The 12,276-nt window shown below is 63.7% G+C and carries 13 protein-coding genes; 6 read left to right on the top strand and 7 right to left on the bottom strand.

Features of this window, described 5'->3' with window-relative positions:
• Position 1 precedes the first annotated feature (1 nt).
• A complete protein-coding gene (locus tag NLM15_RS01890; protein WP_254114990.1) occupies positions 2-784 on the top strand; it encodes a molybdopterin-binding protein in 783 nt (260 codons plus the stop codon).
• 120 nt (positions 785-904) lie between these two features.
• On the opposite strand, the gene NLM15_RS01895 is transcribed toward NLM15_RS01890, so the two are convergent.
• Positions 905-2,104 carry a YbfB/YjiJ family MFS transporter gene (locus NLM15_RS01895; RefSeq protein WP_254114992.1) on the bottom strand — a complete coding sequence of 400 codons (1,200 nt, stop codon included), beginning with the start codon at positions 2,102-2,104 and terminating at the stop codon, positions 905-907.
• A 132-nt stretch (positions 2,105-2,236) separates the two neighbouring features.
• Between NLM15_RS01895 and leuB the strand changes: the two genes are divergently transcribed.
• On the top strand, positions 2,237-3,349 hold the full coding sequence (gene leuB, locus NLM15_RS01900; protein ID WP_254114994.1) for a 3-isopropylmalate dehydrogenase: 1,113 nt from the start codon (positions 2,237-2,239) through the stop codon (positions 3,347-3,349).
• 162 nt (positions 3,350-3,511) lie between these two features.
• Positions 3,512-4,150 (top strand): DapH/DapD/GlmU-related protein, encoded by a 639-nt coding sequence (locus NLM15_RS01905; RefSeq protein WP_254114995.1) that lies wholly within the window; start codon positions 3,512-3,514, stop codon positions 4,148-4,150.
• A 73-nt stretch (positions 4,151-4,223) separates the two neighbouring features.
• Here NLM15_RS01905 and NLM15_RS01910 read toward each other — a convergent pair whose 3' ends face one another.
• On the bottom strand, positions 4,224-4,610 hold the full coding sequence (locus NLM15_RS01910) for a hypothetical protein (RefSeq protein WP_254114996.1): 387 nt from the start codon (positions 4,608-4,610) through the stop codon (positions 4,224-4,226).
• Positions 4,611-4,767: 157 nt separating this feature from the next.
• Complete coding sequence (locus tag NLM15_RS01915) at positions 4,768-5,556, bottom strand: hypothetical protein (protein WP_254114998.1); 789 nt, start codon at positions 5,554-5,556, stop codon at positions 4,768-4,770.
• Positions 5,557-5,672: 116 nt separating this feature from the next.
• On the opposite strand from NLM15_RS01915, the gene NLM15_RS01920 reads away from it, so the two are divergent.
• The gene (locus tag NLM15_RS01920) at positions 5,673-6,707 is read left to right on the top strand and encodes an aspartate-semialdehyde dehydrogenase (protein WP_254115000.1); all 1,035 of its coding nucleotides are present in this window, start codon (positions 5,673-5,675) and stop codon (positions 6,705-6,707) included.
• Positions 6,708-6,842: 135 nt separating this feature from the next.
• Here the strand turns inward: NLM15_RS01920 and NLM15_RS01925 are convergent, their stop codons facing one another.
• The gene (locus NLM15_RS01925) at positions 6,843-7,487 is read right to left on the bottom strand and encodes a carbonic anhydrase (protein WP_254115002.1); all 645 of its coding nucleotides are present in this window, start codon (positions 7,485-7,487) and stop codon (positions 6,843-6,845) included.
• 111 nt (positions 7,488-7,598) lie between these two features.
• Here NLM15_RS01925 and NLM15_RS01930 point away from each other — a divergent pair, with 111 nt between their 5' ends.
• Both NLM15_RS01930 and NLM15_RS01935 read left to right on the top strand, forming a co-directional pair.
• Complete coding sequence (locus tag NLM15_RS01930; protein ID WP_254115003.1) at positions 7,599-8,480, top strand: CoA ester lyase; 882 nt, start codon at positions 7,599-7,601, stop codon at positions 8,478-8,480.
• Positions 8,481-8,655: 175 nt separating this feature from the next.
• The gene (locus NLM15_RS01935; protein ID WP_254115004.1) at positions 8,656-10,086 is read left to right on the top strand and encodes a DUF1254 domain-containing protein; all 1,431 of its coding nucleotides are present in this window, start codon (positions 8,656-8,658) and stop codon (positions 10,084-10,086) included.
• Between the two features lie 109 nt (positions 10,087-10,195).
• On the opposite strand, the gene NLM15_RS01940 is transcribed toward NLM15_RS01935, so the two are convergent.
• The 3 genes from NLM15_RS01940 to NLM15_RS01950 all read right to left on the bottom strand — a co-directional run bounded on the left by NLM15_RS01940 (position 10,196) and on the right by NLM15_RS01950 (position 12,217).
• Positions 10,196-10,696 (bottom strand): DUF1269 domain-containing protein, encoded by a 501-nt coding sequence (locus NLM15_RS01940; protein ID WP_254115006.1) that lies wholly within the window; start codon positions 10,694-10,696, stop codon positions 10,196-10,198.
• 208 nt (positions 10,697-10,904) lie between these two features.
• Positions 10,905-11,324 carry a hypothetical protein gene (locus tag NLM15_RS01945; RefSeq protein ID WP_254115007.1) on the bottom strand — a complete coding sequence of 140 codons (420 nt, stop codon included), beginning with the start codon at positions 11,322-11,324 and terminating at the stop codon, positions 10,905-10,907.
• Positions 11,325-11,431: 107 nt separating this feature from the next.
• The gene (locus NLM15_RS01950; protein WP_254115008.1) at positions 11,432-12,217 is read right to left on the bottom strand and encodes a capsular polysaccharide synthesis protein; all 786 of its coding nucleotides are present in this window, start codon (positions 12,215-12,217) and stop codon (positions 11,432-11,434) included.
• Between the last annotated feature and the right edge of the window lie 59 nt (positions 12,218-12,276).

Here is a 12,276-nt window from a genome sequence, read left to right on the forward strand (position 1 = left end):
CATGGCCAAGCGCTCGTTCCTGATCCCCGGCGTCGACAAGCGGCTGCTGATCAAGGACTCCATCAAGGCGATGCCTGACTTCACGCGACGCCGCTTCATCGCGGGCGGCGCCAGCTTAGGTGCGCTGACGCTGCTCACCGGCTGCGATGTCGTCGACTCCTCCTCGGCCGAAACCATGCTGGCGAAGGTCTCGAAGTTCAACGACGCCGTGCAGGCTTTCATCTTCAATCCCGACGCCTTGGCGCCGACCTTCCCCGAGAGCGCGATCACGAAGCCGTTCCCGTTCAACGCCTATTACGATCTCGACGACGCGCCCGACATCGACGGCAAGGACTGGAAGCTCGAGGTGCGCGGTCTCGTCGACAACAAGAAGTCGTGGACGCTGGACGAGCTCTACAAGCTGCCGCAGGTGAACCAGATCACCCGTCATATCTGCGTCGAAGGCTGGAGCGCGATCGGCAGCTGGACCGGCACGCCGCTGCGCGATTTCCTCAAGCTGATCGGCGCCGACACGCGCGCGAAATATGTCTGGTTCCAGTGTGCCGACAAGGACGGCTACAATTCGCCGCTCGACATGCGCAGCGCGCTGCATCCGCAGACCCAGATGACGTTCAAATACGCCAACGAGATTCTGCCGCGCGCCTACGGTTTCCCGATGAAGATCCGCGTGCCCACGAAGCTCGGCTTCAAGAACCCGAAATACGTGGTCTCGATGGAAGTCACCAACGACTACAAGGGCGGCTATTGGGAAGACCAGGGGTACAATTCGTTCAGTGGGAGCTAGCTCCGCTGCCGTAGGGTGGATTAGCCGAAGGCGTAATCCGCCACGCTTCCGCGTCTGCCGAACGAAGTTGGTGGAATACGCCAAGGGACTGCGCTTCGCGCAGCCCGGGGCTAATCCACCCTACGGCACCGAAGCCTTCGGCCCGACCTTCCGCTGGCACAGAGCCGCCACCGCCCCGAGCGCCAGCAACGCCGCCGACACATTCAGCGCGTAACTCAAACTCCCCAGCGCATCCGTGATCGCGCCGACCACGATCGGACCGAGCGTCTGCCCGACGCCGAACGAGATTGTCATCGCCGCGATCGCGGTCGGCCACACCTCCGGCGGGTAGTTGAAGCGGACGAACGCGGTGGTCGAGCCGACCACGGCGAAGAAGGCGACGCCGAACACCACCGCCGACACCGCGAGCCAAGCGGGCGAATGCCCCAGCATCGGCAGGGCCGCGCCGAGCGCGTTGGTGCCGAGGATGATCGCGGTGGCGAGGCCACCGCGATCCAGCGCCAGCACGCCGCGCCAGGCCCACGGCGTCGCAAAGGCGCTGAGGCCGATCAGGCTCCAGAACGCAGCCTGTGCCGCGGCCCCGCCACCGCTGTCGCGCACATAGGCGATCATGAAGGTCATGTAGGCGATGTAGCCCGCGCCGAACAGGAAGTAGCCGGCGAGATAGATCAGCACCGGAACAATCGCGAAGGCGGCGTGGCTGCCTTCCGAGAAACGCACGTCGCTCGCGATGCGGACCAGGAACAGGGGCACGGTCATGACGACGGACAGCAGCGTCAGTGCCCACCACACCATCCACCACGAGCCCGGCCCGAAATATTGCAGCGTGAACGGGGCGATCAGCCCTGAGGCGAGAATGCCGATACCGGGCCCGGCATAGAACAGGCTCAGCAGGAAATTGGCCCGCTCGGGACGAGACTGCGCGATGGAAGCGGCCAGCGCGCCGCCGGCGACGAAGCCGGCCGCGGCACCCAGGCCCAGCACGAGACGCGCAAGGCTCAGCGCGACGAAATTGCCTGTCAGCGCGCAAGTGGCGAGCGCGGCGACGCAGGCCAGGGTTCCGCCCCGGATCGCCGCCGACCAGCCGACGCGCTGGATCAGCCGCGACGCCACAAGCGCGCCCGCGAGGTAGCCGACGGCGTTGATGGTGTTCATGAAACCGGCCGCCGAGTAGGACCAGCCGAGGGTCTCCCGCATGTCCGGCAGCACCAGCGCATAGGCAAAGCGGCCGATGCCGAGCCCGACCGTCGCCGCCAGCGACAGGGTCAGGATTAGCCGCGCGGGATGCGCAGGAGGCAGAGGGCGATCAGGGGCGTGCAAGGGCTACTCCGGCATCCGGCAGTGTGGCAGGCCCCGCCCGCCTTGCACAGCCGCGAGGCGGCAATGGTGTCTTGCCAAGCGCGCAACGCCGCTCTAGCACTCCGGCCGAATTCGATCTGAGAGGAAACGACCATGGCGACCCACAAACTGCTGCTGCTCCCCGGCGACGGTATCGGCCCCGAGGTGATGGGCGAGGTGAAGCGGCTGATCGACTGGCTCAATTCGGCGGGGATCGCCAAATTCGAGACCGATACTGGCCTCGTCGGCGGCTCCGCCTATGACGCCCACAAGGTGTCGATCTCCGAGGGCGACATGGTCAAGGCGAAAGACGCCGACGCGATCATCTTCGGTGCCGTCGGCGGCCCGAAATGGGACGCGGTGCCCTACGAGGTGCGCCCCGAAGCCGGCCTGCTCCGGCTGCGCAAGGATCTCGGTCTGTTCGCCAACCTCCGCCCCGCGGTGTGCTATCCGGCGCTGGCCGATGCCTCGAGCCTGAAGCGCGAGGCGGTCGAGGGCCTCGACATCGTCATCGTGCGCGAGCTCACCGGCGGCGTCTATTTCGGCGAGCCCAAGACCATCACCGATCTCGGCAACGGCCAGAAGCGCGCCATCGATACCCAGGTCTACGACACCTATGAGATCGAGCGCATCGCCCGCGTCGCCTTCGAGCTTGCCAAGAAGCGCAAGAACAAGGTGACGTCGATGGAGAAGCGCAACGTCATGAAGTCGGGCGTGCTCTGGAACGAGGTCGTCACGCAAGTCCACAAGCGCGAATATGCCGACGTCACGCTCGAGCACCAGCTCGCCGATTCCGGCGGCATGATGCTGGTGAAGTGGCCGAAGCAGTTCGACGTCATCGTCACCGACAATCTGTTCGGCGACATGCTGTCCGACATCGCGGCGATGTTGACGGGCTCGCTCGGCATGCTGCCATCGGCCTCGCTCGGCGAGGTCGATGTGAAGAGCAAGAAGCGCAAGGCGCTGTACGAGCCCGTGCACGGCTCGGCGCCCGACATCGCCGGCAAGGGCCTCGCCAATCCGATCGCGATGATCTCGTCCTTCGGCATGGCCCTGCGCTATTCCTTCGACATGGGCGATCTCGCCGACAAGGTCGATGCCGCGATCGCCGCCGTGCTGGCCAGCGGCCTGCGCACCGCTGACATCAAGTCGGAAGGCACCACGGCCGCCTCGACCACGCAGATGGGCGAAGCGATCCTGAAGGAATTGCAGAAGCTGCACGCGTAAGGCGGGCACAGCACTCGTAGCAAAATCGTAGGGTGGGTTAGCCCCGGGCTGCGCGAAGCGCAGTCCCTTGGCGTAACCCACCTCTTCTGTCTCCGCGGAAACCAAAGTGGTGGGTTACGCCTTCGGCTAACCCACCCTACGGTCCGCTATCGGAGCCACCTCATGGATGCCTCACCCCGCCCCAAGATCGCGGAAACCATCATCCATGAGACGGTGCGCCAGCGCGAGGCGCAGATCGGGCGCCGCTGCGAGATCCTCGCCAACACGCGCATCGAGTATGCTTCGCTCGGCGACTATTCCTATCTCGGCGAGAACTGCGAGGTCGCCGACGCGGAAATCGGAAAGTTCACGGCGATCGCCAACTCGGTACGGATCGGTGCGCCCAATCATCCGATGGGTCGCCCGTCGCAGCATCGCTTCACCTATGTTCCCGAATATTACGAGGCGAGCGCCACCCGCGACCGCGATTTCTTCGCGGATCGCCGCGGCGATCGCGTCATCGTCGGCAATGATGTCTGGATCGGCCACGCCGCGATTCTGCTGCCGGGCGTCACGGTCGGTGACGGCGCGGTGATTGCCGCAGGCGCGGTCGTCAGCCGCGATGTGCCGCCCTACACGATCGTCGGCGGCGTTCCCGCGCGCGCGATCCGCAAGCGCTTCGACGATTCCGTCGCGGACAGCCTGCGTCGCATCGCGTGGTGGAATTGGCCGGACGAGCTCATCTTCGAACGCCTTGGCGATTTCCGCTCCGAGGCGATCGAAGAATTTTGCAGGCGCTACGATCCGGCAGCCAACGCGTAGAGCGGGCGCACCTCCCAAAACAAAAATGGCCGGGCGCGAGCCCGGCCATTTTGATTCGTCAGGTAGGTCCGCCTCAGTACAGCGGGAAATTCTGCGGATAGCCGCCGACATCGAGCGGCGGGCTCAGCGGCTGGCGATCGATCGGGCGGTTGAGGTTTTCGCGGCCGAAGGACGGATAACCGACGGCCGGCGGGAAGGCGTAGTCGGAGTACTTGCGGTCGCCCGGATTGACCTCGGTGCCGCCGTCGAGCCAGGAGCGCTTGCTCACATAGATACGGGTGCGGCCCTGCTGATAGACCGCGTTGGGGCCGCTCGGGCCGTAATAGGGACGGCCGTTGTCATAGCGCTGCTTCTTGGTGTCGGCCGAGGCTGGTGTCGCGAGGGCTGAGGACATGGCAATGACGGCGCCGGCCGCAAGCCACATCGCCAGTTTGTTCGCGGCAGAGAAATTCGAGCTCATCACGTCCCCTTCAGGCGGCAAGCCGCCAATCGATTTCATCTCCATACTAGCCCGGGCGGGGCGGCCGCAACTAGGTCTATTGGGTCACACCAGCACGGAATAATCGTGCGCGTCGGCAAAAGTTGCATCAATACCAGCCACTTGGGCTTGATGCAGGTCAAAGCGCCCCGCGCAATTGCGCGTTCGCGGCGCCGAGCAGCCAGTCCGACGAGCCCTGGGGCGCGCAGGCGCGGCGCTTCAGCTCCGCATGGGCGAACAATTCCGCCAGCTTCGGCTCGTTGCCCGAGGTCAGCAGCGTCAGCCGGTTCAGCGTGCAGGCGATCGCGGCGCGCCGGGCGGGCAGGGTGTCGCCCTGGCAGGAGAAGCCGGAAATCTGCAGCGCCGGCTCTTCGCTGCGCTTGAGATAGGCCAGGCACGCCCGCGCGCCCTCCGCCGTGCCGGTTGGCCGGAACAGGGCGACGGGGCCGAATTTCGTGTCGATCAGGCCGGCCTGCTCAAGCGGGGTTGCCTCACCCAGGCCCATGTGGACCGCCAGATCGGCTGTTGCCGGGCGGGTCACGTCGAATTCGCCGCCCTCCCGGTAAATCTCGAGCTCCGCCACGGGGCTGTCGGCCTCGCCGGTCCAGCGCATCACGTCCCTGCGGCCGCCCTCGGGGTGCCTGAGAATGATGTAAGATGCTGTTTTTTCTGATGAATCGATCCGGCTGAGGGCGAAGGCCGGATGCGAGCGGTCGGCGACGCTCCATCCCGGTCTCGAAGCGGGCTCGTCGTCAGGCAGGTTGGGCAGCTGGCCGAGCGCCGCGAGGCCGAGGATGGCAAACAGGACGAGCGCCCCCACATAGGCGAACAGGCGCGCCAGCGTCCCGACCACCTCGTCGGCGAAGGCTGCAAGCGCCAGATGGAATTGGGCGGGAGTTGCGGCCGTTCTGGCCTCAGGCGACTGCATCCACGGCCTTCAGGCAGGGTCCAACGTTGTCTTGAGGCCGGTTCTCGCATAGAAGCGCTGCTCTTCCTGTTTAAGCGTCAGCTTCAGGAACGGGCTTTTTCATCGGAGAGTGAACGATGGGTTACAAAGTCGCAGTCGTCGGCGCGACCGGCAATGTCGGACGGGAAATGCTCAACATCCTGGATGAGCGCCAATTCCCCGCGGACGAGGTCGTGGCCCTGGCCTCACGCCGCAGCGTCGGCGTCGAGGTCTCTTATGGCGACCGCACCCTGAAGGTCAAAGCGCTCGAGCATTACGACTTCTCCGACGTCGACATCTGCCTGATGTCCGCCGGCGGCTCGGTGTCGAAGGAATGGTCGCCGAAGATCGGCGCCGCCGGCACCGTCGTGATCGACAATTCGTCCGCCTGGCGCATGGATCCGGACGTGCCGCTGATCGTGCCCGAGGTGAATGCGGACGCGACGGCCGGCTTCAAGAAGAAGAACATCATCGCCAACCCGAACTGCTCGACCGCGCAGCTCGTGGTCGCGCTGAAGCCGCTGCACGACAAGGCGAACATCAAGCGCGTCGTGGTCTCGACCTATCAATCGGTCTCGGGCGCCGGCAAGGACGCGATGGACGAGTTGTTCTCGCAGACCAAGGCCGTCTACACCAATGACGAGCTGGTCGCGAAGAAATTCCCAAAGCGCATCGCCTTCAACGTCATCCCCCACATCGACGTCTTCATGGAGGACGGCTACACCAAGGAAGAGTGGAAGATGATGGCGGAGACCAAGAAGATCCTTGATCCCAAGATCAAGCTCTCCGCGACCTGCGTGCGCGTGCCGGTGTTCGTCGGCCACTCCGAGGCCGTCAACATCGAGTTCGAGAATCCGATCACGGCGGACGAGGCGCGCGACATCCTGCGCAAGGCGCCCGGCTGTCTCGTCATCGACAAGCAGGAGCCCGGCGGCTACGCCACGCCGTATGAAGCGGCCGGCGAGGACGCGACTTATATCAGCCGCATCCGCGAAGACGCCACGGTGGAGAACGGTCTCGTGCTGTGGTGCGTGTCCGACAATCTGCGCAAGGGCGCCGCGCTCAACGCGATCCAGATCGCGGAAGTGCTGATCAACCGCAAGCTGATCAGCGCGAAGAAGAAGGCGGCGTAAGCCGAGCTGCTGTAGGGTGGGTTAGCCGAAGGCGTAACCCACCTCTTTAGTTTCCGCGGAGACAGAAGTGGTGGGTTACGCCAGCGGATCGCGCTTCGCGCGACCGCGGGCTAACCCACCCTACGAGCCACGAATTCACCCCGCGTCCCTGACGCTCTTGAATTCCTTGCTCGCCTTGTCCAGCACGAACAGCGATCCCTCCGCCACGCCGAAATAGGCGCCGTGGGTCTGCATCTGGCCGGCGTCCACGGCCTTGCGCACGAACGGGAACGTCATCAGGTTTTCCAGGCTGCGGAACACCGCGGCCTTCTCGATGCGCTCGACGAATTGCGCCATGGTCTCGTGGTCGCGCTGCTCGACCACTTCGCCCGGCTTGATGAACATCTGCATCCACTTGCCGATGAAGTCGCCCGGCGTGAGCGGCTCGATCTTGTCGACAAAGGCGCGGATGCCGCCGCATTGCGCGTGGCCGAGGATGACGATGTGCTTCACCTTAAGCACCGTCACGGCGTATTCCAGCGCCGCGGAGACGCCGTGCGCATTGCCGTCGGGCTGATACACCGGCACCAGGTTGGCGATGTTGCGGACCACGAACAGTTCGCCCGGGCCGACGTCGAAGATCACCTCGGGCGAGACGCGGCTGTCGCAGCAGCCGATCACCATCACTTCCGGGAACTGCCCCTTCACCGACAGCTCGCGATAGCGGCTCTGCTCGGTCGGCAGCCGCTGGGTGGCGAAGGCCTTGTAGCCTTCCAGCAAATGCTCTGGGAATGTCATCATGACCTATGCCTAATCATAGACCGCAGGGGCGAACAAGCCTTTCGAATAGGCAGGCCAGATGCTATCGGCTTCGGTCAGACGTGAGACGAGGAAACCGGAAGGAACGCTTGCATGACCCGCCCGCGCCGCAGCCATCTGTTCATGCCCGGCTCCAACCCCCGCGCGCTGGAAAAGGCACGGAATCTCGCTGCCGACGGCCTGATCCTCGATCTCGAGGATTCCGTCGCCCCCGATGCCAAGGCGGCGGCGCGCGACGGGATCGCCGCCGCGATCGCGGCCAGGGGCTTTGGCAAGCGCGAGATTTTGATCAGGACCAACGGCCTCGACACGCCCTGGTGGGCCGATGACGTCGCGATGGCCGCCAAGGCCTCGCCGGACGGAATTCTGGTTCCGAAAGTTTCAAGCATCGAAGATCTCCAGACGATCGGCAGCCGCCTCGCCGAGCTTGGCGCCGCGCCGACCGTCAAGGTCTGGGCCATGATCGAGACCGCGCGCGCCGTGCTGCATGCGGAGGAGCTGGCTGCGGCCGGGCGCGATCCATCGAGGCGCCTCTCAGGCTTCGTGTTCGGCCCCAACGATATCTCGCGCGAGACGCGCATCAAGATGCTGCCCGGCCGCGCCGCGATGATCCCGATGATCACGCACTGCATCCTGGCAACGCGCGCTTCCGGCCTCGAAATCCTCGACGGCCCCTACAGCGACATCGCCAACCCCGATGGCTTCGCCACGGAGTGTGCGCAGGGCCGCGACCTCGGCTTCGACGGCAAGACGCTGATCCATCCCTCGCAGATCGAAGCCTGCAACGTCATCTTCACGCCGCCCGAAGAGGAAGTCGCGCGCGCCCGCAAGATCATCGCGGCGTTCGAATTGCCGGAGAACGTCTCGCGCGGCGCGATCCGTCTCGACGGCGCCATGGTCGAGCGCCTGCACGCCGACATGGCCCGGCGCACGATCGAGATCGCGGATGCGATTGCGGCGATGGGGAAAGGCTAGGGCGTCTGCTTCAGAACAGCGATCGCTGCTTTTCCGACGCCATCAGTCAATCTTCTGTTTACCGAGGGCATGACCGCTTCTGAACGAAGGCGGCGCTTCGTCTCTTTGGCACAAACTGCACAGGACATTCGGATAGCCGCTGTTACTCTCTTTCGAAAAATCGATAGAGGGTGCCATGAAAAGAGCAGCGCTCGGATCCGCTCTCTGCGTGCTTTCGCCACTCGTCCTTTTCGGCCCGGTCTTGATTTCGGCCGCTGACGCGCAAACTGTTTCCAGGGAGCAGGCTTACGAAATCGCCCGCGACGCATACGTCTTCGCATATCCAATCGTCACCATGGACGTGTCCAGGCGCCAATCGACGAACGTGCCGGATCCCAATGCGGTGCCGTTGCGTGCGCCCATCAATCAGTTTGCCCATGCACGCAGCTACCCTCGCGCCGAGGACCGAGACGTCGTACGCTACAATTTCGATACGCTTTATTCTCCGGCTTGGCTCGACCTTGGGCCTGAACCCATCGTACTATCCGTTCCTGATACGGCGGGACGCTACTATTTGCTTCCCATGCTCGATGCGTGGACCGACGTATTTTGCGTCGTCGGCTCGCGGACGACCGGAACGAAGGCAGGCAATTTCGTTCTTGTGGGCCCGGACTGGCGCGGGTCACTGCCCGACGGCATGACCAAGATTGTAGCCCCGACACAGATGATCTGGATACTCGGGCGCACCCAGACGAATGGGCCTGCCGACTACGAGAATGTCCATAAGGTCCAGGATGGCTACAAGCTGACGCCGCTGAGCCAATGGGGCAAAAGCTACGTTCCGCCGGCGAGTGCCCCGACCGACCCGGCCATCGACAGCAAGACGCCCCCACTCGTTCAGGTAAACCGGATGGACGGCATCGAGGTGTTGGGCCGTTTCGCCGAACTGGCGGCAAAGAATCCGCCGCATTCGAACGATTATCCACTTCTGCTCCGCATGAAGCAGATTGGCCTTGAACCCGGCAAGGCGTTCGGCACATCGACGCTCGATCCCGCTCTCATCAAAACGATCAATGCGGCCGCGAAGGACGCGCTCGCTGATCTCGAGCAGTCGGGCAAGAGTGGGGCCGGCATCGGCCTTCACGTCAACGGCTGGTTTTATCAGACCAGCACAGTTGGCACTTATGGAACGGCATACAAGCTTCGTGGCATGGCAGCTTTGATCGGGCTCGGCGTAAACCTACCGGAGGACGCCATTTATCCTGCGTCCTTTGTCGATGCAGAGGGCAGGCCTTACAACGGAACGAGCCGCTACGCATTGCACTTCGACAAGGGGAGACTGCCGCCCGCCGAGGCCTTCTGGTCGGTCACGCTCTACGACAGGGACGGGTTTCAGTCGCCAAATGCACTCAACCGTTTTGCGCTCGGCGACCGGGACAAGCTCAAGTTCAACAGCGATGGATCGCTCGACATTTTCATCCAGAACGAGACGCCTGGCCCGGACAAGGAGAGCAACTGGCTTCCAGCGCCGGCAGGCGAGTTCAATCTCGCCATGCGGCTTTACTCACCGATGCGCGAAGCCATAGACGGCCGCTGGACGCCGCCACCGGTCAAGAAGGTGAACTAGCGCGACGTCGACGCGTCGCATTGGACCGTTTGCGTGAGGCGAAGCTGATCGGCGGCCTCACGCAAACCCGATGGTGTCATAAGGGGCGGTTGCGCTTTGCCCCAGGTTGCTACGCAGCCTTGGGCTGAGTTGCGGCTGCGAGGGTATCGCGCAGGTGCTGCTCTTTCTTTTCATCGAGCGAGGTCTTGAGAACCACCCCTCCCGCATCCTTGATCTCATTGAGAACCTTGTCTGCGGTCATGCTCTTGATCAGCAGGAATAGAACGGCATCGCCCGATTTCACCTTCGCGGCCAGATCCTTCATGAACTGATCTCTGATCCCGAAGTCGGTGAGAGCGCCGCCCAATGCGCCTGCGCCGGCACCGAGAGCCACGCCGATCAGAGGATTCAGGAACACCAACCCGAATAGCAGTCCCCAGAAGCTGCCGCTTGCGGCGCCCGTCATCGCGGTGTTCACAAGCTGATTGAGTTTGACGGAATCCCCGGTTTTGACCGCGATCACGGCATCGTGGATCGTGATCAGATACTCTTTCTGAAGCGTGAGAATCTTCTGCCGGACTTCCTCTGCCTTGGCTTCGGATGGGTACACGATCGCAACGAGGTCTGACATTGAATACTCCCGTACTGACTGGAAGTGCTGCCCCTGCTCCGCTTGATACGCGCGGCTAGGTTTAACACAGACCGAAAAGCCTCTTGTCGGCGAATCGGTGCCATGTGTTCACAAGTCGGAGATGGTTTTGAGTGCCCGCGCAATTGAGTAAGCGGGATTGTCTTACATCTCGTCAGGGGCGCTTTCCGGCTACCCAGTAGGCCGCTCGTCAATGCGTTGCTGCGACGTCGCGATCGAGCGACTCCAGTGTGGAGGCATTCGGGCAATAGCCCTGATAGTTCTCCGCAGCAGTGCCGTCGGCGAGATCGCGGTCGCACTGTCCCTTGTTATGGCAAAGCGCGCAGACCCGCTCCATGTCGCGCAGCAGCAGCGGCTGTGCGCGTCCTAACCCTTCTGCGCTGATGCCGAGCTGTTCGAGCATCTTCGGCAGCTCGTCGGCGGCATGCTTACCATGGCGGACCAGCTCCTCCAGATCGTCAGGCGCGATCCTCAGATCGCTCGCGATTCGGTCGAAATCGGCGCGATCGAGCTGTCGCATCTCGTTCATCTCGCGGCGATGCTTCAGCCAGGCGGCAAAGGATTCGATGAGGTCCTGGACGATGGGATACGGCCTGCTTGCGGTGCTCATGCGAGGCTCCATTCGATTAACGGGATTGGAGCGAGACTAGGCACAATCATGCAGAAGCGCGTTGCGCTGGATCAAATTCGGCTCTCGTACCCGGGACACGGAGGGAGCTACGCGAACCGCTCCGCGGCCCAGGCATACAGGCTGCCCGGAATCGGCTTCTCGCCGCCGCGTCCCTTGGGCGAGATGTGCAGGCCGATGATCTCGGGGTTGGTGACGAGGCCGAGATAGCTAGAGGGATCGAAGAACAGCTTTGGCTCGGCATGCACCGCGTAGAATGATTGCTTCGGAAGCGCGCGTTCCAGCTCGCCGGTGCGGCGCGCGAGTGCCGTGAGTGCGGCAGGCCCGAAGATCGCGACGCGGATGTCGGAGAGACGGTTCGAGCCGCCGCGCAGGCGGCGCATCATGAAGGTGATGCGATGGCGCACCGACAGCCAGTTCGGCGTGAGCTCCTCCTGCTCCATCAGCTCCTCGAAGGCGGCAACGATGCCGTGTTCGGGCGGCAGGTAGATCACGGAATTGCCGAGCTGGCGTGGCCGCTCCCAGGCGAAGTACGGCTTTGCCGGATCGATCTCGACGGGTTTCAGCAGCAGCACGTCGGCGTCGAGCCAGAGGCCGAGGTTCTTCGCCATCAGCTTCATGCGGAAGAAATCGCTGAACTGAAGCGTGGTCCAGTCGCGCCAGCTTCCGTCCGGCTGCGGCGGCCGCAATCGTTCGGAGAAGGCATGCGGCAGAATCGCCTCGGCGTCCGCGTTCGCAATGCCCGCGGGCAGGCCGGGAATGGTGTCGAAGCTGTAGACCGTGACCTTGTGGCCGGCAGCCAATTGCGAGCGCAGACAGGTCTGGCGCAGTGCGTCCATCGGGCCATGCCAGAAGGTGACGATGTCGGGCAGCATGCGTGCAAACTTAGGAGATAATCAGGGCAAAGAAAAAGCCCCGGCGCCGTCAGCACCGG

It is taken from the genome of Bradyrhizobium sp. CCGB20 (assembly GCF_024199855.1).
Lineage (GTDB): Bacteria > Pseudomonadota > Alphaproteobacteria > Rhizobiales > Xanthobacteraceae > Bradyrhizobium.

Excerpts from the sequence above, each read along its gene's own strand:
- NLM15_RS01920 (WP_254115000.1), top strand. The coding sequence starts at position 5,673 with ATGGGTTACAAAGTCGCAGTCGTCGGCGCGACCGGCAATGTCGGACGG.
- NLM15_RS01940 (WP_254115006.1), bottom strand. The coding sequence starts at position 10,696 with ATGTCAGACCTCGTTGCGATCGTGTACCCATCCGAAGCCAAGGCAGAG.
- NLM15_RS01915 (WP_254114998.1), bottom strand. The coding sequence starts at position 5,556 with ATGCAGTCGCCTGAGGCCAGAACGGCCGCAACTCCCGCCCAATTCCAT.
- leuB (WP_254114994.1), top strand. The coding sequence starts at position 2,237 with ATGGCGACCCACAAACTGCTGCTGCTCCCCGGCGACGGTATCGGCCCC.
- NLM15_RS01910 (WP_254114996.1), bottom strand. The coding sequence starts at position 4,610 with ATGAGCTCGAATTTCTCTGCCGCGAACAAACTGGCGATGTGGCTTGCG.
- NLM15_RS01890 (WP_254114990.1), top strand. The coding sequence starts at position 2 with ATGGCCAAGCGCTCGTTCCTGATCCCCGGCGTCGACAAGCGGCTGCTG.
- NLM15_RS01935 (WP_254115004.1), top strand. The coding sequence starts at position 8,656 with ATGAAAAGAGCAGCGCTCGGATCCGCTCTCTGCGTGCTTTCGCCACTC.
- NLM15_RS01930 (WP_254115003.1), top strand. The coding sequence starts at position 7,599 with ATGACCCGCCCGCGCCGCAGCCATCTGTTCATGCCCGGCTCCAACCCC.
- NLM15_RS01950 (WP_254115008.1), bottom strand. The coding sequence starts at position 12,217 with ATGCTGCCCGACATCGTCACCTTCTGGCATGGCCCGATGGACGCACTG.
- NLM15_RS01945 (WP_254115007.1), bottom strand. The coding sequence starts at position 11,324 with ATGAGCACCGCAAGCAGGCCGTATCCCATCGTCCAGGACCTCATCGAA.
- NLM15_RS01905 (WP_254114995.1), top strand. The coding sequence starts at position 3,512 with ATGGATGCCTCACCCCGCCCCAAGATCGCGGAAACCATCATCCATGAG.
- NLM15_RS01925 (WP_254115002.1), bottom strand. The coding sequence starts at position 7,487 with ATGATGACATTCCCAGAGCATTTGCTGGAAGGCTACAAGGCCTTCGCC.